21 protein-coding genes are annotated in these 20002 nt (G+C 66.7%); 19 read left to right on the forward strand and 2 right to left on the reverse strand.

Annotation, left to right across the window (positions count from 1 at the left end; genetic code table 11):
* Positions 1-25: 25 nt before the first annotated feature.
* The 3 genes from NGM06_RS05145 to NGM06_RS05155 all read left to right on the forward strand — a co-directional run bounded on the left by NGM06_RS05145 (position 26) and on the right by NGM06_RS05155 (position 3455).
* Positions 26-199: a DUF7987 family protein gene (locus NGM06_RS05145; RefSeq protein WP_254269244.1), complete on the forward strand. Its 174-nt coding sequence runs from the start codon at positions 26-28 to the stop codon at positions 197-199.
* Between the two features lie 127 nt (positions 200-326).
* A complete protein-coding gene (locus NGM06_RS05150; RefSeq protein WP_254269245.1) occupies positions 327-974 on the forward strand; it encodes an HAD family hydrolase in 648 nt (215 codons plus the stop codon).
* 120 nt (positions 975-1094) lie between these two features.
* Positions 1095-3455, forward strand: coding sequence for a DEAD/DEAH box helicase (locus NGM06_RS05155; RefSeq protein ID WP_254269246.1), 2361 nt, complete (start codon positions 1095-1097; stop codon positions 3453-3455).
* A 23-nt stretch (positions 3456-3478) separates the two neighbouring features.
* Here NGM06_RS05155 and NGM06_RS05160 read toward each other — a convergent pair whose 3' ends face one another.
* The gene (locus tag NGM06_RS05160) at positions 3479-4876 is read right to left on the reverse strand and encodes an MATE family efflux transporter (RefSeq protein ID WP_254269247.1); all 1398 of its coding nucleotides are present in this window, start codon (positions 4874-4876) and stop codon (positions 3479-3481) included.
* Positions 4877-5036: 160 nt separating this feature from the next.
* Here NGM06_RS05160 and NGM06_RS05165 point away from each other — a divergent pair, with 160 nt between their 5' ends.
* Positions 5037-5672 carry a ribulose-1-phosphate aldolase gene (locus tag NGM06_RS05165; protein ID WP_254269248.1) on the forward strand — a complete coding sequence of 212 codons (636 nt, stop codon included), beginning with the start codon at positions 5037-5039 and terminating at the stop codon, positions 5670-5672.
* A 111-nt stretch (positions 5673-5783) separates the two neighbouring features.
* Here NGM06_RS05165 and NGM06_RS05170 read toward each other — a convergent pair whose 3' ends face one another.
* Positions 5784-6125, reverse strand: coding sequence for a DUF378 domain-containing protein (locus NGM06_RS05170; protein WP_254269249.1), 342 nt, complete (start codon positions 6123-6125; stop codon positions 5784-5786).
* 362 nt (positions 6126-6487) lie between these two features.
* On the opposite strand from NGM06_RS05170, the gene lipA reads away from it, so the two are divergent.
* From lipA to NGM06_RS05245, 15 genes are all read left to right on the forward strand, one after another.
* Positions 6488-7426 carry a lipoyl synthase gene (gene lipA / locus NGM06_RS05175; protein WP_254269250.1) on the forward strand — a complete coding sequence of 313 codons (939 nt, stop codon included), beginning with the start codon at positions 6488-6490 and terminating at the stop codon, positions 7424-7426.
* Positions 7427-7778: 352 nt separating this feature from the next.
* Positions 7779-8900 carry a pyruvate dehydrogenase (acetyl-transferring) E1 component subunit alpha gene (pdhA, locus tag NGM06_RS05180; RefSeq protein WP_379793235.1) on the forward strand — a complete coding sequence of 374 codons (1122 nt, stop codon included), beginning with the start codon at positions 7779-7781 and terminating at the stop codon, positions 8898-8900.
* Between the two features lie 3 nt (positions 8901-8903).
* Positions 8904-9908, forward strand: a complete 1005-nt coding sequence (locus NGM06_RS05185) for an alpha-ketoacid dehydrogenase subunit beta (RefSeq protein WP_254269252.1) — start codon at positions 8904-8906, stop codon at positions 9906-9908.
* A gap of 3 nt (positions 9909-9911) precedes the next feature.
* Positions 9912-11507 (forward strand): dihydrolipoamide acetyltransferase family protein, encoded by a 1596-nt coding sequence (locus NGM06_RS05190; protein ID WP_254269253.1) that lies wholly within the window; start codon positions 9912-9914, stop codon positions 11505-11507.
* 61 nt (positions 11508-11568) lie between these two features.
* The gene (ilvA, locus tag NGM06_RS05195) at positions 11569-12786 is read left to right on the forward strand and encodes a threonine ammonia-lyase (protein ID WP_254269254.1); all 1218 of its coding nucleotides are present in this window, start codon (positions 11569-11571) and stop codon (positions 12784-12786) included.
* Positions 12787-12854: 68 nt separating this feature from the next.
* A complete protein-coding gene (locus NGM06_RS05200; protein ID WP_254269255.1) occupies positions 12855-13991 on the forward strand; it encodes an acyl-CoA dehydrogenase family protein in 1137 nt (378 codons plus the stop codon).
* Between the two features lie 70 nt (positions 13992-14061).
* Positions 14062-15486, forward strand: coding sequence for a dihydrolipoyl dehydrogenase (lpdA, locus tag NGM06_RS05205; RefSeq protein WP_254269256.1), 1425 nt, complete (start codon positions 14062-14064; stop codon positions 15484-15486).
* A 119-nt stretch (positions 15487-15605) separates the two neighbouring features.
* Entirely contained in the window at positions 15606-15815 is a 210-nt protein-coding gene (locus NGM06_RS05210; RefSeq protein ID WP_254269257.1) for an HVO_0649 family zinc finger protein, read from the forward strand.
* A gap of 173 nt (positions 15816-15988) precedes the next feature.
* Entirely contained in the window at positions 15989-16804 is an 816-nt protein-coding gene (gene pheA / locus NGM06_RS05215; RefSeq protein WP_254269258.1) for a prephenate dehydratase, read from the forward strand.
* Between the two features lie 172 nt (positions 16805-16976).
* Positions 16977-17426: an Hsp20/alpha crystallin family protein gene (locus NGM06_RS05220; protein ID WP_254269259.1), complete on the forward strand. Its 450-nt coding sequence runs from the start codon at positions 16977-16979 to the stop codon at positions 17424-17426.
* Positions 17427-17464: 38 nt separating this feature from the next.
* Entirely contained in the window at positions 17465-17917 is a 453-nt protein-coding gene (locus tag NGM06_RS05225; RefSeq protein WP_254269260.1) for a peroxiredoxin, read from the forward strand.
* A gap of 56 nt (positions 17918-17973) precedes the next feature.
* A complete protein-coding gene (locus NGM06_RS05230) occupies positions 17974-18483 on the forward strand; it encodes a hypothetical protein (protein ID WP_254269261.1) in 510 nt (169 codons plus the stop codon).
* A 218-nt stretch (positions 18484-18701) separates the two neighbouring features.
* Entirely contained in the window at positions 18702-19310 is a 609-nt protein-coding gene (locus tag NGM06_RS05235; RefSeq protein ID WP_254269262.1) for an OsmC family protein, read from the forward strand.
* A gap of 220 nt (positions 19311-19530) precedes the next feature.
* Positions 19531-19674: a hypothetical protein gene (locus NGM06_RS05240; protein WP_254269263.1), complete on the forward strand. Its 144-nt coding sequence runs from the start codon at positions 19531-19533 to the stop codon at positions 19672-19674.
* A 69-nt stretch (positions 19675-19743) separates the two neighbouring features.
* Positions 19744-19995 carry a DUF7535 family protein gene (locus NGM06_RS05245; RefSeq protein WP_254269264.1) on the forward strand — a complete coding sequence of 84 codons (252 nt, stop codon included), beginning with the start codon at positions 19744-19746 and terminating at the stop codon, positions 19993-19995.
* The last annotated feature ends 7 nt before the right edge of the window (positions 19996-20002 follow it).

The raw sequence follows: 20002 nt of genomic DNA on the forward strand, positions 1-20002 counted from the left end.
TGTTCCGAACTGACGAGTATCGCACATGGTCTCCCGAGATACGAAGGAAACCGCGTTACTGGTCACGGTCGCCGTCGTCGGGTTCCTCGCCGCCAATGCGCTCGGCGCGCCGAGCGCCGTGGCTTGGGCTATCCTCATCGGAGTCGGCGGCGTCGGTCCCACCGTCCGCGACGAGTGGCGTCGTCGGCAGGACGCCTGACGGTCGCTCACCCTCCCCGCGACCGGGCGCGCGTATCCGTCGGTGAACGTCCTGGATAGTGGCGTCACGGTACCACCGCGCTATCGGCCGCGGAAAACCTTTCCCCGTCCGGGTCGTCGCTCCGCCCGTGCAATCGAAGGCTGTGCTGTTCGACATGGACGGCGTCATCGTGAACTCCGAACGCTACTGGGTCGAAACCGAACAGGAGGAGATTCTCCCCTCCGCAGTCGAGGGGACGCCCGACGCGAGCGAGACGACCGGGATGAACTTCCGGGAGATATACGACTACCTCGAAGAGCGCAACGAGATGACCGCCAGCAAGGACGAGTTCGTCGCCAGTTACGAGGAGGCGGCCCGCGACATCTACGGCGAGCAGGTCGCGCTGCAGGAGGGCTTCGAAGAACTGCTCGCCGACCTCCGCGAGGACGGCCGAACGCTCGCGCTGGTCTCGTCGTCGCCCCACGACTGGATAGACCGCGTGCTCGACCGATTCGACCTCCGCGAGGCGTTCGACCGGGTAATCAGCGCCGAGGAGATAGACGGGAAGAGCAAGCCCGAACCCGACGTGTACGAGTACGCCGCCGAGCAGGTCGGCGTGGGTCCGGAGGACTGCGTCGCGGTCGAGGACTCCACGAACGGCGTGCAGTCGGCGAAGGCGGCGGGGATGCGAGCCGTGGGGTATCGGAACCAGTCCGACGAGGAGTTGGACCTCTCGGCGGCCGACGCCGTCGCGGCGTCGCCCGCGGAGCTGCGCGAGATACTGCTGGGCGAGTAGTGCGCTCGCCCGGCGGTTTCAGGTCGCGAGCGGGAGCGCTGGGAGCAGTCGATTCCCACTCGCGTCCTGTTCGTTCCGATAGAGAAACGCCTTTCCTCCCCCGTCCCCCTGAGACGAACGATGGAAGTCGCCGAGGCAGTCCCCGACCCCGAGTTCGCCGAGGTGTTCCCGTTCGAGGAGTTCAACGACATGCAGCGAGAGGTGATCGACGCGCTCCTCGAAACCGACGAGAACGTGGTGGCGAGCGCGCCGACTGCCAGCGGCAAGACCGCGCTGGCCGAACTCGCCATCTGCCGGACGCTCGAAGCGGGCGGCACCGCGCTGTTCGTCGCGCCGATGCGCGCGCTGACCAACGAGAAGGAGAGCGAGTGGGAGCGATTCGAGGAACTGGGCTACTCGGTGTACGTCGTCACGGGCGAGCGCGACCTCAATCCCCGACGGGCCGAGCGCGCAGACATCCTCGTGATGACTCCCGAGAAGACCGACTCGGCGACGCGCAAGCACGACTCGCGGCGCTACGCGTTCATCCGAGACGTGGACTGCGTGGTCATCGACGAGGTCCACCTGCTCGACTCCGAGAAGCGCGGGAGCGTCCTCGAAGTTACGGTCTCCCGCCTCCGGCGACTCACCGACCCCCGCGTGGTCGCGCTCTCGGCCACGATGCCCAACGTCGAAGACGTGGCCGATTGGCTCGACGCACCGCCCGAGACCACTTTCGAGTTCGGCGACGACTACCGGCCGGTGGACCTCCACTCGGGCGTCGAGACGTACACTCACGGCGACAACTCCTTCGCCGACAAGTACCGGCGACTCTACCGCGCACTGGACCTCGCCGAACCCCACATCCGCGACGACGGGCAGGCGCTCGTCTTCGTCTCCTCCCGGCAGGACACCGTGCAGGCCGCCAAGAAGGCCCGCGACGAGATCGGCGAGCGCGACATCCCGATGGGCGCGCGCGGCGACTACGACTTCCACAACGAGGCCGACGACCTCCAGAACGACACGCTCCGGAAGTCGGTGCTCGACGGCGTGGCCTTCCACCACGCGGGCCTCTCGAAGGGCGACAAGGACCGCGTCGAGGAGTGGTTCAAGCAGGGGAAGGTCCAGCTCCTGTTCTCGACCTCCACGCTGGCGTGGGGCGTCAACCTCCCCGCCAGATGCGTCGTCCTCCGCGACACGAAGCTCCACGACCCCCTCGAAGGCGAGGTGGACATGAGTCCCCTCGACATCCTCCAGATGCTCGGCCGGGCCGGACGTCCCGAGTACGACGACGTGGGCTACGGCTGGGTGGTCTGTGACCGGTCGGAGGCCGACAAGTACCGGCGTCTCCTCCGCGAGGGCAAGGAGATAGAGTCCCGACTGGCGGAGGACTTGGACGCGCACCTCAACGCCGAAATCGCCATGGGGACCATCCGGGACCTCGGCGACGTCATCGACTGGCTCGAAACCACCTTCTACTACGTCCGCGCCGAGTCGAATCCGGACGCCTACGGACTGGACGACTTCCGCGAGGACCTCCGGACGCGCGTCCGGGACGCGCTCGAACGACTCGACCGCCGCGGGTTCGTGGACATCGGCGACGACCTCGGCGTCGCGGCCACGCCGCTGGGCAGACTCGCCTCGAAGTTCTACCTCCGCCTCGAAACCGCCGGGGAGTTCCGCGACCTCTCCGAACGGGACGACATCGAGACGGCGGACGTTCTCCGGACCGTCGCGGACGCCGCGGAGTTCGACAGCGTGAGCGCCCGCCAGTCCGAGCGCGAGGCGGTCGATTCGGTGCTGGTGGGCCAGAACGCGGGCGACCTCGACCCCGGCGCGCGCAAGATTCTCGCCATCCTGCGCTCGACCATGACGGGCACGACGCCCGCCGAACTCCGGAGCGACGCGTGGGTCATCACCCAGAACGCGCTCCGACTGCTCGCTGCGCTCCGGGCGTTCCTCGAACGGTTCGACCGCCCGAGGGCCGCAAACCTCGCGAGTCGCGTCGAGGCCCGCATCGAACACGGCGTGAGTTCCGACGCGGTCGGCCTGACCGCCATCGACGGCGTGGGGTCGGGCCGGGCGAGTAAGCTGGCGAAGGAGGGTATCGCCACGCCCGCCGACGTGCGCGAGGCGGGCGAGGACGGTCTGATAGACGCCGGTCTCACCGCGGGCGTCGCGGAGGCGGTTCTCGAGAGCGCCCGCGACCTGCCGCGCGTCGAAGTCGAGTGGGGGTCGTTCCCCGACTCGGTCCCCCGCGGCGAGAACGACATGCGCGAGGTGACGGTCCGGAACACGGGGGACGGCACGAAGGTCGGCGTCCGCGTGACGGTCAACGGGGTCGAGATGACCGAGACGGCCACGTACCTCGACGGCGAGGAGACCGTGCCGGTGGGCGTCTTCGGCGGCACCGACGACGAGATGGAGTACGTCGTAGAAGTCGCGTTCCCGGAACTCCCCCTGCTTCCGGCGACCGACTCGCGGACGGTGCAGGTAGAGTAGTCAGTTTTCACAGACCGATTCACTCAGTCCGCACTCGTGGCCGCCTGCTCCGCGGCCCGCTGTAACATCCCGTTGTTCGTAGTGTAGTAGTAGTACGCTCCGGCAACGACGGCCGCCACGACGTTCGAGATAGTGACCGCCCAGAACACCGCGTGGACGCCGTAGTCGAGCCAGTAGGCACCGACGGCCGCGATGGGGAGTCTGAGCGCCCAGTACTTCAGGAGTCCGGCGACCAAGCTGACCTTGGTCCGTCCCGCGCCGTTGAACCCGGCCTCGAACAGGTACATCGCCCCGATGCCCCAGTACCCGAGCACGAGGATGTTGAGGTAGTCCACGCTCAGCGCGACGGCCTCGGCGGACATGTCCGGCACGAACGTAGTGACGATGAGTTCCGGTGCGGCCCACTGAATCGTGCCGAGGGCCGTCAGGCCGACCGCCGCGATGGCCGCACCGACCCACGTGGTCCGGCGCGCTCGGTCGGGTCGGTCGGCACCGAGGTTCTGGCCGACGACGCTCTGGGCCGCGCTCATGAGACCCTGCGCGGGGACGAACGCCACGGTGGCGACCTGCGCGCCGATGTTGTACGCCGCGAGTCCGGCGGCCCCGCCGACCGCGGAGATGATGGCGATGATGACCACGCGAACCGACTGACTGGCCGCGGTCTGCGCGCCGCGCGGGAGACCGATATCGACGATTTCGCGGTACTCGTCGAGGTCGAACCCGACGGCGTCCCGGGTGAGCGTGAACCCGTCCCGACCCCGCAGGTACAGGCCGAACATGACGAGGAACCCGGCGGTGTATCCGATGCCGGTGGCCAGCGCAGCGCCCTGCACCCCCAGTCGCGGAAACGGGTTCCAACCGAGAATCAGGAACGGGTCGAGGACGACGTTGACGACGACGGCGGAGACGTTACCGTACATCGACGCCCGCGAGTCGCCCCATCCGATGAACCCTCCCTCCAGAGCGTCGCTCATGCTCGCGAACGGGAACAGGACGGCGAGCCACGCGATGTAGGTGGCCGCGAGCGGGGCCACCGTTTCACCGGAGAGGAGGACCGAGACGATCTCGTCTGCCCCGGCGAAGACGACCACGCCGACGACGATGCCGACGGCGAGCGCGGCCGTCACTCCGTGGAACATCGTCCGCCGCCCGCCGGAGAGGTCGTCCGCACCTACCCGCTGGGAGACGACGACTTGCGTCCCGGTCATCAGGACGATAGTCACGCTGAATAGCAATGCTGTCACTGGGAACACCACTCCGACTGCCGCGACGGCGTTCTCGCCGAGGCGGCCGACCCAGAACGTGTCGATAACCTGTTGGACGACTATGACCAAATTCTGAACGACTAACGGCGCTGCGAGAACCAACAGAGAGCGAACGAGCGAACCGTCGGTGATTTCCTCTCGCGAAACGTCTACCATCGTTTCCTCTTATCCGATACTAATAACATACCGTTTACATTGATAAATTTTCCGATGTATCGGCGGTCTACGTTTCGTGGTGGCACGGCACTTCCTTGTGAACGTGTCGAATTTCCTATCCGGTAGAATATATAGTTACCCCTCTTCGGTCTAAATAGAGATGCTTGGAGCGGAACGCCGCGCGGTCGCTACCCGCGCACCGGACCTCGCGAGTCTCACGCCCGGCCGAACCGGAAACCTGAGCGTTCGGCGGGACGACCGATTCGCAGTCACGCCGACGGGCGTCGCCTACGACCGTATCCACGCCGAAGACGTCCCGGTGGTCTCACTGGACGGCGAACAGGTCGCGGGCGGGACGGCCCCGTCGAGCGAGACGCCGATGCACAGCGCGGTCTACCGGGAGTTCGACGCGGGCGCAATCGTCCACACGCACTCGCCGTGGGCCTCGACGCTGGCGATTCTGCACGAACCGATTCCGCCGGTCCACTACATGCTCGCGCTGGCCGGAACCACGGTTCCAGTCGCCGACTACGCCACGTACGGTACGGCCGACCTCGCCGCGAACGCGGTGGCCGCGATGGAGGACGCCGACGCCGAGGCGTGTCTGCTCGCTAACCACGGCCTGCTCGCGACGGGCGAGGACGCCGACGACGCGCTCGAAACCGCGGTCAACGTCGAGTACACGGCCAGAATATACTGTCAGGCCAAGGCGATGGGCGACCCCGTCCAACTCGGCGCCGACGAGATGGCCGAGGTGGCCGAGAAGTTCGAGGGCTACGGACAGGACGAGGAGTGACGCACCTCCCGTCTCGCGGGCCGTGACACCTGTAAATAGTTCCTCCCGAAGAAATGCCCTCCGCGAACAGCGACGCTCTGTCCTCCTCCGCGAAAACGCTCGGAGCGGGACTCAGGACTCGGTGTTCGTGTTGTCGGTGTCCGTGTCGGTGTAATCGGCGGTCGTGTCGGTTCTGGTCGTCGCGTCGCGCCGCCGCCGTTCGCGAGCGGCCCGGCGACTCGCCCGCCCCATCTTGTAGGCAGTGTAGAGGAGGTAGATGCCCGAGACGCCGACGAGAACGTAGATGAGGTACTCGACGGTCTGTGCCGGGCCGGGCCTGAAGATGGGTTCGAGTATCAGCGAGACGACGTTGATGGTCTCGCCCGTGAGTCCGGTAACGCCGAGGATACCCCACGTTATCGCCCCGACCACGACCAAAACGATGGCGAGCCAGTCGAGTCCGTTCGTCTTCATGCTCGGTGGTAAGTACCTGACGTGCTTTGTTATTCGGGGCTTAGTTCGACGGAACGGTGTCGTGTCTGTGTTCCCAACCGTTCCGCCGAGTTCAGTGGGTGGGTCTCGGCCCTGATTCGGCCAGCTTCGAAGTCGAATTGGTCGGTTACCGAGGAACCGCGAGCCACCGTATCGCCGGTATCGAGGCATCGTGGTCGCCGACAGAACTTCGTGAGTGATGGCTGCTGTGTTCACGCGCCGGAACGCCGCGTCGATTGGCCCGACGTGAGAACCGGACGCCGAACGGGTCGAAACCGACCGAATGCCCACCGCCAACCGGGAATACCTCACCCTTTTCACCACCCGCGTCCAACACACGGCCAATGAGTCGCCGCCGGAAACCCGACTGGCTCAAGATGCAACCGCCATCCGGCCGGGAGTTCACGGGTATCAAGCAGACCCTCCGAGACCACGACCTCAACACCGTCTGCGAGGAGGCCAACTGCCCGAACCTCGGCGAGTGCTGGAGCGGGAAGAACTCCGACTCCGGAGGCACAGCGACGTTCATGCTGATGGGCGACCAGTGTACCCGTAACTGCGGGTTCTGCGACGTGGACACCGGGGGCGGACAGCCCTTGGACCCCGACGAACCCGCGAACGTGGCGAGCGCCGTCGCCGAAATCGGCCTCGACTACGTCGTCCTCACCTCCGTGGACCGCGACGACTTGGAGGGACAGGGCGCGGCCCACTTCGCCCAGACGATTCGAGAGATAAAGGAGCGCGACCCCTCCATCCTCGTGGAGGTTCTCATCCCCGACTTCCGGGGCGAAGCGGACCTCGTCCGGAAGATTATCGACGCCGAACCCGACGTCATCGCCCACAACGTCGAGACAGTCGAACGACTCCAGCAACCGGTTCGAGACCCCCGCGCGGGCTACGACCAGAGCCTCGCGGTCCTCGAACAGGTCGAACGCGAGTCGGACATCTACACCAAGACCAGTCTCATGCTCGGCGTCGGCGAGTACGACCACGAAGTCTACCAGACGCTCAGCGACCTCCGGGAGACAGACGTGGACATCGTCACGCTCGGCCAGTACCTCCAACCGTCGCGGACCCACCTCGACGTGGAGACGTACGTCCATCCCTCGAAGTTCGAGACGTGGCGGCGGGTCGCCGAGGACGAACTCGACTTCCTCTACTGCGCCAGCGGGCCGATGGTCCGGTCGTCGTACAAGGCTGGCGAACTGTTCGTGGACGCCCTCCTCCGGGACGGCAAGACCGTCGAGCAGGCACGCAGAGAGGCTCGGAGAGCCTCTGTGTAGCGAACGGCGGAGCCGTGAGCCGCGAGGCCCGGCGGGCGTCCGTTTAAAACCGTTCTTCTCCCCGCGAAGACCGATTCCGTAGCGTCTCGGGCCTGTGTTCTCGGAGTACGGTCTCTGCCGAAACTCGAACGAACGTCGGTTCGCGCAAGAATTGCCGTTCGTCCATCCAGTCCCCTAAAATCGGGACGTTAACAGACGAACGTCTATTACTTTCGGAGAAAATGTAGAAATCGGCGATTTAGGTCGGGGGAAATGAGGATTCTGATGGGAAAGTGGCGGAAGAATCGTACCTATGGAAAGTTAGTTACGAAAACCCTATAATGCGTGCCCGTGACCTATTCGATATGTTAGGATGGGTTCGACCGTGAGCATTGTACACCAAGACCCGACGGACCGCGTACAGGTCCTCGACGAGGACGGTAACGTGGTAGAAGGCGTGGACGTGCCCGACATCTCCGACGAGGAGCTGTTGGACATGTACCACGAGATGAAACTCATCCGCCATTTCGACGAGCGAGCGGTCTCGCTCAACCGGCAGGGACGGATGGGGACCTACCCGCCGCTCTCCGGACAGGAGGGTGCGCAAATCGGCAGCGCTCACGCGTTGGCGGACGACGACTGGCTGTTCCCGAGCTACCGCGAACACGGCGCGGCGCTCGTCCGCGGACTGTCGCTGGAGCAGACCCTGTTGTACTGGATGGGCCACGAGCAGGGCAACGCCATCCCCGACGACACCAACATCTTCACCGTCGCCGTCCCCATCGCCACTCAGATTCCTCACGCGACCGGCGCGGCGTGGGCTTCGAAGCTGAAGGGCGAGGAGAAGGCCTTCCTCTGCTACTTCGGCGACGGTGCGACCAGCGAGGGCGACTTCCACGAGGGACTGAACTTCGCCGGCGTCTTCGACACGCCCACCGTCTTCTTCTGTAACAACAACCAGTGGGCCATCTCGGTGCCGCGCGAGCGCCAGACAGCCTCGAAGACCATCGCCCAGAAAGCGCAGGCGTACGGCTTCGAGGGCGTGCAGGTCGATGGAATGGACCCCCTCGCGGTGTACAAAGCGACGAAGGACGCCGTCGAGAAGGCCAAGAACCCCGACGAGGACGACCTCCGGCCGACCCTCATCGAGGCCGTCCAGTACCGCTACGGTGCCCACACCACGGCCGACGACCCCTCCGTCTATCGAGACGACGACGAGGTCGAGCGCTGGAAGCAGAAAGACCCCATCCCGCGACTCGAATCGTTCCTGCGCGACCGCGGCCTCCTCGACGACGAGACGGTCGAGACCATCGAGGAGGAGGTCGAAGAAGAGGTCGCGGACGCCATCGACGCGGCGGAAGCGGTCGAGCGACCCGACCCCGAGGAGATATTCGCGCACGTCTACGCCGACATGCCCCGGCACCTCCGCGAACAGCGCGACTGGTTCGAGGGGATTCGAGAACAGTACGGCGACGACGCACTTCTGGAGGACTGACAAATGAGTCAACAAGCACAACCAGAGCAAGAGACCGAGAACCTCACGCTGGTGCAGGCTGTTCGAGACGGACTGTACACCGAAATGCAGCAGGACGACGACGTCCTCGTCATGGGCGAGGACGTGGGCCGGAACGGCGGCGTGTTCCGCGCGACCGAAGGCCTCTACGACGAGTTCGGCGGGGACCGCGTCATCGACACGCCGCTGGCCGAGTCGGGCATCATCGGCACCGCCGTCGGCATGGCGGCCTACGGCCTGAAGCCGGTGCCGGAGATCCAGTTCATGGGGTTCATCTACCCCGGTTTCGACCAGATAGTGAGCCACGCCGCGCGCATGCGGACCCGTAGCCGCGGCCGGTTCACCTGTCCGATGGTCATCCGCGCGCCCTACGGCGGCGGCATCCGCGCGCCGGAACACCACTCCGAATCGACCGAGGCGTTCTTCGCCCACCAACCGGGCCTGAAGGTCGTCATCCCCAGCACGCCCTACGACACCAAGGGCCTGCTCACGTCGGCCATCCGCGACCCCGACCCGGTGATGTTCCTCGAACCGAAACTCATCTACCGGGCGTTCCGCGGCGACGTGCCGACCGAGTCCTACGAGGTGCCAATCGGCGAGGCCGCCGTCCGCGAGGAAGGCTCGGACATCTCGGTGTTCACGTGGGGCGCGATGACCCGACCGACCGTCGAGGCCGCCGAGCAGTTGGAGGGCGAAATCGACGTGGAAGTCGTGGACCTCCGGACCGTCTCCCCGCTCGACGAGGAGACCATCGTGGAGTCGTTCAAGAAGACCGGCCGGGCGGCGGTCGTCCACGAAGCACCGAAGTCCGGCGGACTCGGGGCCGAAATCAGCTCCATCATTCAGGAGGAAGCCCTACTGTATCAGGAGGCCCCGGTCGAGCGCATCACCGGGTTCGACACGCCGTTCCCGCTGTACGCGCTCGAAGACTACTATCTGCCCGAACCCGCCCGCATCAAGGAAGGCATCCGGGACGCCGTGAACTTCTGAATCATGGTACGAGAATTCAAACTGCCTGACGTCGGCGAAGGCGTCGCCGAGGGCGAAATCGTCAGTTGGCTGGTCGAGGAGGGCGACACGGTCACGGAGGACCAAGCGGTCGCCGAAGTCGAGACCGACAAGGCCATCGTGGAGGTCCCCTCGCCGGTCGACGGGACGGTCCGGGAAATCATCCCCGAGGAGGGCGAAGTCGTCGCAGTCGGGTCCGTCATCATCACCTTCGACGTCGAGGGCGAACCGGTCGAAGAGGGCCAGACGGAGGGCGAAGCGCGGAGAGCCGCCGAATCCGACGCCGGGACCGCCGCGGAAGCCGACTCGCCCGGCGAGGCCGAGCAGGCGACGACGCAGGGCGATGCGACCGAGGAGACGGTGGCCGAGGAGGTCTCGACCGGCGAGGGCCGCGTGTTCGCCGCTCCGAGCGCGCGCCGCGTCGCCCGCGAACTCGGCGTGGACATCGCCGCCGTGGACGGGTCCGGTCCGAGCGGTCGCGTGACCGAACAGGACGTGCGACGCGCCGCGGAGTCGGCCGACACGGAGGGCGAATCCGGAGAACTGGACGTGTCCTCGCCCATGGACGGGTCCGCCAGCACCGGCGGTCCCGAGATGACGGAAGGCCCCGTCGACAGCGGCGCTCCGTCGCCCGGCTCGCCCGCTGGCGGCGCGGGCGGGTCGCCGTCCCCCGTCGAGTCGGCCGACCGCGACCGGACGCTGGCCGCGCCCGCAACCCGGCGCGTCGCCGAGGAACAGGGCGTCGACCTGAACGCGGTGCCCGCGACCGAACAGCGCGACGGCGAGGCGTTCGTCACCAGCGAGGCCGTGATGCAGTACGCCGAGGCCCAGCGGCAGGCCCAGCAGTCGCAGGCCGAGACCGCCGCCCAGACGCCCGCGGGCGAGCGAGTCGAGCGCGTGCAGTACAAAGGCGTCCGCAAGACCATCGGCGACGCGATGTCGCGGTCGAAGTACACCGCGCCCCACGTCACCCACCACGACACCGCGGTCGTGGACGCCCTCGTCGAGACGCGCGAGCGACTCAAGCCCCGGGCCGACGAGCGGGGCATCCGCCTGACGTACATGCCGTTCGTCATGAAGGCGGTCGTCGCGTCGCTCAAGCAACACCCCAAACTGAACGCCGAACTCGACGAGGAGGCGGGCGAAATCCTGCGCAAGAACTACTACAACGTCGGCGTGGCGACCGCGACCGACGCCGGACTGATGGTCCCGGTCGTGGACGACGTGGACGGGAAGGGCCTGCTCCAGATATCCAGCGAGGTCAACGAACTGGTCCAGAAGGCCCGCGACCGCTCCATCTCCCGGGACGAACTCCAAGGGTCGACGTTCAGCGTCACCAACTTCGGCGCTATCGGCGGCGAGTACGCCACGCCCATCCTCAACTACCCCGAGGCGGCCATCCTCGGCATCGGCGAACTGAAACAGCGCCCGGTCGTCGAGGACGGCGAGGTCGTGGCCAAGCACACGCTGCCCATCTCGCTGACCATCGACCACCGCATCGTGGACGGGGCCGACGCCGCGGCGTTCGCCAACACGTTCATCGAGTACGTCGAGAACCCCGAACTCCTGCTGCTGGAGTAGCGACTCTCCCGCTCTTCGCGGCACCGAGACACTGACACACCGCTTTTCGAACACTACCACAATGACAGACGTCACGCTGTCCGACATCGAAACGGCGCGCGAGCGCTTCGACGAGACGGTCGTCCAGCGGACCGACATCGAGCGAAGTCGGTCGCTGAGCGAGATGACCGGCGCGGAGGTCCACCTGAAGATGGAGCACCTCCAGCGCACGGGGTCGTTCAAGACCCGCGGCGCGTACAACAAACTCCAGCAGGTCGCCGAGCGCGGCACCGCGAACCGGGTCGTGGCCGCGAGCGCGGGCAACCACGCGCAGGGCGTCGCGCTGGCCGCGACGAAGACCGGCATCGACTCGACCATCGTGATGCCCGAGAACGCGCCGCAGGCGAAGGTCGAGGCCACTCGCGGCTACGGCGCGGACGTGGAGTTGCGGGGCGAGGACTTCCGGGCCGCGATGGAGTACGCCCGGTCGCTGACCGAGGCCGACGACACCGAGTTCGTCCACGCGTACGACGACCCGGCCATCGTCGCCGGACAGGGAACCATCGGCGTCGAGGTTCACGAACAGATGCCGGACGCGGACACGGTGGTCGTCCCTATCGGTGGCGGCGGGTTAATCGGCGGCGTCAGCGCCGCGCTGGCGGAACTCGACCCGGCGGTCCGGGTCGTGGGCGTGCAGGCCGAGCAGGCCGCGACGGTGCCCGAGAGCCTCGACAAGGGCATCCCGGCGTCCATCGACTCGCCCAAGACCATCGCGGACGGCATCGCCACGGGCGGCATCTCGGAGCTGACGCTCGGTCTCATCGAAGAACACGTGGACGAGGTCGTCACCGTCACGGACGACGAAATCGCCCGCGCGGAACTCCTCCTGCTCGAACGCGCCAAGCAGTTGGTCGAGGCGGCGGGTGCCTCCTCCGTTGCCGCGGTCCTCTCCGAGGACCTCGACGTGACGGGTGAGACGGTCGTTCCCGTCCTTTCGGGGGGTAACATCGACATCTCGATGCTCCAGACCGTCCTCACGCAGGCGCTCACCGAGCGGAGCCAACTGATGCGTCTCAGGGTCCGCATCGAGGACGAACCCGGCGAGATGACGACGCTCTCGGGCATCATCGCCGACACCGGCGCGAACATCCGGACGGTCCGCCACGACCGCGCGGTGGACGACCTCCGGGTCGGCGAGGCCTACCTCGTGTTTCAGGTCGTCACGAGCGGGACCGGCCACGCCGAGAAGATCATCGAGAAGGTCAGAGACGCCGGGTACGAAGTCGAACGCGTGGCGTGACCGATTCCGGTGTAGCCGCAGAGTTCTGCCGACGAACCTATTTCTTGTTCCCCGTCGTCGGTCGTCGCATGCCGTTTCGTCTGACCGAAGACCAGCGAGCGCTCCGCGAGGACGTGCGCGAGTTCGCCGAGTCCGAGATTCGCCCGCGAGCCATCGAACTCGACCGAAACGAGGAGTACCCCGGCGGCGTCTTGGCCGAACTGGGCGACCGGGGGTACGCGGGCATCACGCTCCCAGAGGAGTACGGCGGCCGCGGCGAGGGACTGGTCGAACTCGTCGTCCTCACGGAGGAACTCGCGGCGGCGATGATGACCGTCGCCAGCGCGCTCGCGCTCAATCTGGGCGTCGCGACGATAATCAAACGATTCGGGACCGACGCCCAGCGCGAGGAGTACCTGCCCGAGATGGCGACCTTCGAGACGGTGGGCGCGCTCGGCCTCAGCGAGGCGAACGCGGGCGCGAACAAACTGGAGATGGAGACGACCGCCGAGCGAGCAGGTGACGAGTGGGTCATCGACGGCCACAAGCAGTGGGTCACCAACTTCCAGCACGCCGACGTCGTCCTCACCTACGCGAAGACGGGTCCCGACGCCGACGCGCCCCACAACGTCAGCGCGTTCCTCGTCCCGACCGAGGAGTTCGAGGTCGAGGAGGTGTGGGAGACCCTCGGCGCGCGTAACGTGAAGTCGCCCCGAGTTCGGCTGTCGGACGTGCGCGTGCCCGCCGAGAACCTCGTCGGCGAGGAGGGCGAGGCGTACGTCCAGCGCGGTGAGGTCCACACCGGCGTGAACGTCCCGGCCCGCGGGGTCGGCATCGCTCGGGCCGCGCTCGAAGATACTGTGGCGTACACCGACGAGCGCGAGCAGTTCGACCGGTCCATCGGGGAGTTTCAGGGCGTCCGGTGGAACGTGGCGGAGATGGCCCAGCGCGCCGACGCGGCCCGCCTGCTGACGCTCCGGGCCGCCGACCGCGCCGACCGGGGCGCGGACCCGACCCGAGAACTGGCGATGGCGAAGGTGCACGCGACCGAGGCCGCGGTCGAGAACGCCAACGACGCGATGCAACTCCACGGCGGGAAGGGGTACACGACCGAGCATCACGTCGAGCGCTACCTCCGGGACGCGCGCCTGCTGACGATTGCGGGCGGGCCGAACGAACTTCACCGCAATTCGCTGGCCGACGCGGTGTACGCGGCCTCCGAGTGAAACGCTAGCACGCCAATCTCGCCGCAAAATCCACCTGATTTTTCACCACCAAGCCCGACTTACCGAACATATGGTCGTCGGAGACATCTCGACGGGAACGGACGTGTTGGTAATCGGCGCGGGACCGGGCGGTTACGTCGCCGCGATTCGCGCGGGCCAGTTGGACCTCGACGTGACCCTCGTGGAGAAAGACGCCTACGGCGGGACCTGCCTCAACTACGGCTGCATCCCCTCGAAGGCGATGATCACGGCCTCGGACCTCGCCCACGAGGCGGGCCACGCCGAGGAGATGGGCATCTACGCCGACCCCGAGGTGGAGATGGACGAGATGGTCGGCTGGAAGGACGGCGTCGTGGACCAGTTGACCGGCGGCGTCGAGAAACTCGCCAAGGCCAACGGCGTCGAACTGATGGAGGGCCGCGCGGAGTTCGCCGACGAGAACAAGGCCCGCGTCGTCCACAGCGGCGGCGGACAGGGCTCGGAGACCGTCGAGTTCGAACACGCCATCGTTTCGACTGGAAGTCGCCCCATCGAGGTGCCGGGCTTCGACTTCGGCGACGACCCCGTGCTGGACTCCCGGCAGGCGCTCGCGCTGGACGAGATTCCCGAGAGCCTCGTCATCGTCGGCGCGGGCTACATCGGCATGGAACTCGCGGGCGTCTTCGCCAAGTTGGGCACCGACGTGACGATAGTCGAGATGCTCGACTCCGTGCTGCCGGGCTACGAGGACGACCTCGCGCGCCCCGTCAAGAAGAAGGCCGAGGAACTCGGCGTCGACTTCCACTTCGGCGAAGCCGCCAGCGGGTGGGAGGAGTCGGGCGACGGCATCACCGTCACGACCGAGAACGAGGAGGGCACCGTCTCGGAGTTCGGCGCGGAGAAGGTGATGGTCGCGGTCGGCCGCGAACCCGTCACCGACACGCTCGAACTCGACAACGCGGGCGTCGAGACCGACGAGGACGGCTTCATTCCGACCGACGACCGCGCGCGGACGAACGTCGAGCACATCCACGCCATCGGCGACGTGTCCGGCGAACCGATGCTCGCGCACGTGGCCAGCAAGGAGGGGCAGGTCGCCGCGGAGGTCATCGCGGGCGAACCCTCGGCGCTGGACTATCAGGCGGTCCCCGCCGCCGTCTTCACCGACCCCGAGATAGGTACCGTGGGGATGACCGAGACCGAAGCCGAGGAGGAGGGCTTCGAGCCGGTCGTCGGCAAGTTCCCGTTCAACGCGTCGGGTCGTGCGCTCACGACCGGCCACGCCGACGGGTTCGTCCGCATCGTCGCGGACGAACCGAGCGGCTTCCTGCTCGGTGCCCAAATCGTCGGCCCGGAGGCCTCGGAACTGATTGCCGAACTCGGTCTGGCTATCGAGATGGGCGCGACGCTGGAGGACGTCGCCGCGACGATTCACACCCACCCGACGCTCTCGGAGGCCGTGATGGAGGCCGCCGAGAACGCGCTCGGGCACGCGATTCACACGCTGAATCGGTGAACTGCTGAAACCGGCCGGTCGTTCGCCGTTTCCTTCTGTCTCTCACAACTACCTCACGAGAGTGTCCGGGGTCCGTTACCTACCAAGGAAATATGTTAGTCGATACCGTACCACATACCATGTCTCGCTCCACAAACGGCGGACGGTCCCCGTTCGAGCGACTCCGGTCGCGCTTCGAGGAGACTGACCTCGTCTGTCCGAAGTGCCGGTACGACGACGCCGACGGCCGATGGCTGGCCGAGACCACGGGCGACCGCATCCAGTACCGCCACCTCTGTCCGAGTTGCGGGTACGTCCGGCGGCGGACGTTCAGACTCGGCGGAGAGTGACCCGCCGACCCCCCGGTTTCGAGTCCGGAATGCGATAGGTCTCGACCGCCACAGCATCGAACTCCCGGAGTCATCCGGGTCCTCGGCCGCGGTCCTCCGGGCTAACACTCGTCGCTCACGGAAATCTGTCACACCCGACGCCCTTTTAGTCGCCACCGCGAAAAGGCGAGCATATGCAAGCAGTCACGCTCGGTCCAGAGGGCACGTACTCCCATCGGGCGGCCAGCGCAGTCACCGACGACGTGGACTTCCGCGAGTCGGTCACCGCCATCGTGGAGGCGGTAGCCGACGGCGAGTTCGACCGCGGCGTCGTCCCCATCGAGAACAGCATCGAGGGGAGCGTCACCGAGACGCTCGACGCGCTGACCGACCGAGAGGTCGCCGCCGTGCAGGAAATCGTCACCCCCATCCGGCACGCCTTGCTCGCTCGGGGCGAGGACTTCTCGGTCGTCGCCAGTCACTCGCAGGCGCTCGCGCAGTGCCGTAGCTACCTCGAATCCGAGTACCCCGACGCCGAACTCGAAGCGGTCGCCAGCACCGCGCGCGGTGTCGAACACGCCCGCGAGAACCCGGACGTGGCCGGTATCGGCCACCCTGCCAACGCCCACGAGAACGAGGCCGACGACCTCCGAGTTATCGCCGAGGGGATTCAGGACCGGACCTCGAACGCCACGCGATTCCTCGTCATCGCGCCCACCGACGAGCGGTCGGACGCGGGCGGCAAGTCCTCGCTGGTGGTCTATCCGAACGCCAACTACCCCGGACTCCTGCTCGAACTTCTCGAACCGTTCGCCGACCGGGACATCAACCTGACGCGGGTCGAGTCGCGGCCGAGCGGCGAGCGACTGGGCGACTACGTGTTCCACGTGGACTTCGAGGCCGGACTCTACGAGGACCGCGCGCAGGCGGCCATCGCCGACGTCGAGGATATCGCGGAGAAGGGCTGGGTCCGGAAGCTGGGGTCCTACGACACGGAGCACGTCGTCTGAGGCCGAGGCGGTACGATTCTGACGGGCGTTCCGAGACCCTCGAAAAACCGTGTCGCGCTCTTCTCCCGATTTCCGCACGGACATACGCCTGCCAACCGAGCGGCGGCGACTGAATTTTTAAGGGAGACGGCGTCGCAGTTCCGACCGGGCGACCGAACGCCCGGGGGACACAATGTCAGGACGTAGGAATCCGTTCAAGGAGATAGAGGAGATGATGAACCGCATGAGCCGTCAGGTCGAGGAGTCGATGGGCGGTTCGGGGATGAGCGAGTTGACCGGCGGGCAGGGCGGTGCGGCCGTGGACGTGGCCGACCGCGGCGACGAGTTGGTCGTCACCGCGGACCTCCCCGGATACACCAAGGAGGACATCGACGTCGTGCTCAGGGGCGAGATGCTCCAGATTCAGGCCGAGAAGTCCCAAGAGTCCGAGGAGGGCGACGGTGAAGACGGCCGGTACATCCGGAAAGAGCGCCGCCACCAGTCGGTGAACCGGTCGGTGACGCTCCCCGAGGAGGTGGACGAGGACAACGTCTCCGCCGAGTTCCAGAACGGCGTGCTGACGGTGACGCTACCGAAGATGGGAGCGCAAGAGGGGGAGTCTCACCGCATCGACATCAGTTAAGCGCAAACGCCTTCCGGTCCCACTCGTAATTCACTGGCATGACGCTCGAAACAGGCGACGAGGCACCGACGGTCGAGGCCCGGAACCAGCGCGGCGAGACCGTCGAACTCGACTTTTCGGAACCCACGGTACTGTACTTCTACCCGCGGGACGACACGCCGGGTTGCACGACCGAGGCCGAGCAGTTCGACCGGGAACTGGAGAGCTACCACGACGCCGGGGTCTCGGTCTTCGGCGTCTCGACCGACGACGTCGAGAGCCACGAGGAGTTCGCCGAGAAGTACGAGATACGGTTCGACCTGTTGGCCGACCCCGAGAGCGACGTCGCCGACGCCTTCGGCGTCGATACGTCGAGCGGTGCGGCCGCGCGCACCACCTTCGTCCTCGCCGACGGCGAGGTGAAGGCGGTCTACGACGGCGTGGACCCCGACGGTCACGCACGCGACGTGTTGGGCGACATGCTCGACGACGGTCTGGTCGCGCTCGAATAGCCGTCCCGATAGCGCCGCGCCGACAGCACTTTTCTCTGCGACGCCGTTGGGCCGGTATGTCCGACTCCGACGGGGAGCGGTCGCCGGTCGAGGCGACCGACCGGTCGGCGCTCGCGGTCGCGCTCGTCGGCGGATTCCAGTGGGCGATAACCGGCGCGTACGTCTTCCTGCTCGGTTTCTTGGTAGTCGCGTGGCACTTCCGAACCACCCGGACCCCGGTGTCGCTCGACCTCTCGTGGGCGTTCGCTGGCTTCGTCGCCGCGGCGTTCGTCGTCGGGTCGCTGTGGGTCCGAGCGCGCTCGCCCGCACCGGGCACTGCCGACTCGCGGGACGCCCACGACCGGCGTATCGAGGTGGTCGTCACGATGCTAGTCCTCGGCTTCCTGCTCCCGTTCGGCGTGCCGCGTCTGTTGGACCTGTTCGGCGTGACGCTCTCGGACCCGACTCTCGGGTTCGGTCTCGCGTACGTACTGGCGCTCACACTCTCGTACGGCCTCGTCTACGGTCTCGGCGTGCGGCCGTTCCTCGGTCCGAGACGGTCGGACCGACCGGACTTCGGGGAGTGATGCCTCCTCTCGGTCCTCTCACAGTAGCGACGCGATTCCGTCGGCCGCTTCGTCGGCCCGAAGACACGTCGCCGACGTGCTACTCGCTCACTGACCGCCCGAGTGCCTTCCCCTCGCGGTCGTGTCATCGTTCAGGTCGCGAAAGCGAGAGGGTTACTCGCGGACCTCCTAGCACATAATGAAAAATTATTAAGAATTCTGGCGGTGTACCGTCTCTCATGGCCCAAGAGACCATCGAACACGGAGTGAACCTAGAACAGTACGGCGCGTTCGTCGAGAACATGACCGAAAAGCCCGAGGAAGCGATGCTCGGACTCGGTGCGCGCGGCGTCGCCGAGGGACGAGCGATGCACACGCTGGCGAAACTCGACGCGTACAGGTACGGCGGCGAAGACATCCGGCGCGAGACCCGCGAGTTCACGTTCCAACTCGGCGCGCACAAGGAGGTAGAGGCCGACGCGGGGTTCGTGGACCCGGCCGACCGGCCGGAACCCGTCGAAGTCGCGCTGGCCGGACTCACCGGTTGCATCAACGCCACCGTCGGCATCGTCGCGATGGAGAACGACATCGACCTCGACGGACTCGAAACCACGGTCGGGCTAGACCTCGACCCGCGGGTTCTCTTCGGCGTCCACGGGACCGAGCGGTCCGACGAGACCTACGACAACTTCGAGATCGACATCGACGTGAGCGGTCCGGACCTCACCGAAGCGGACGCCGAGACGCTCCGCGAGGGGGTGCGCCGCTCCCCGGTGTTCAACCTGATGTCGCTCCCCCACGAGATGTCGCCCGAAGTCCGGACGCGGGACGAACCGAAGGCGGCGTAGTGCGACGACCTGAACCGGACGACTCCCGTCGTCCGCTGGACCCTTTTCGGCCCGGAACCGCCCGACGGAGACGGCGGTCGGCTACCGGGACTTCGACCGGAGCGACCGAACTGCTCGCTGGCATGACTGCGGAACTCTCCGACGACGACGAGGGGAAGGCCGTCGTCAACAGCAACCAGCGCATCGCCACCGTCACCGACTCGTCGGCGACACCGCCTACGTGGACCCGAACTGGAGCGACGTCCCGGAGGACGCGATGCGGCGACTCGACTGGGACCGCAGCGACGACCAGTACACGATTCCGGCGTCGGCGTTCTCCGGCCTGAAGGACGACGAGGCGTCCCTCCGGGACGACCTGATGTGACTCCGGTCGGCCCGGAACCGGATTCGGCGGGCACAAACGCTTATCCCGCCGGTCGCCGATACGTCAGCCATGAGTGAGGGGTCCTCCGACGAGGCGGGAGGCGAGGGTGCAGTGCCCGAACCGGTGAAGAAAGTCGTGCGGACGGTCACGCCGAGTTACCGCGGCCGACCGGACGCCGAGATGACGACCATCGGCATCGCGTACTTTCTGGGTCTCGTGGTGCTGTTGATTCCGTTTCTCCCGTTCATCGTCATCGTCTGGGTCGTCTCGAAAATCACGGGGTACTTCGCTCGCAAAGCGCCGACCGACCGAGTTCGCTGACGCCGAT

It is taken from the genome of Halorussus aquaticus, from assembly GCF_024218795.1.
Taxonomy (GTDB): Archaea; Halobacteriota; Halobacteria; order Halobacteriales; family Haladaptataceae; genus Halorussus; species Halorussus aquaticus.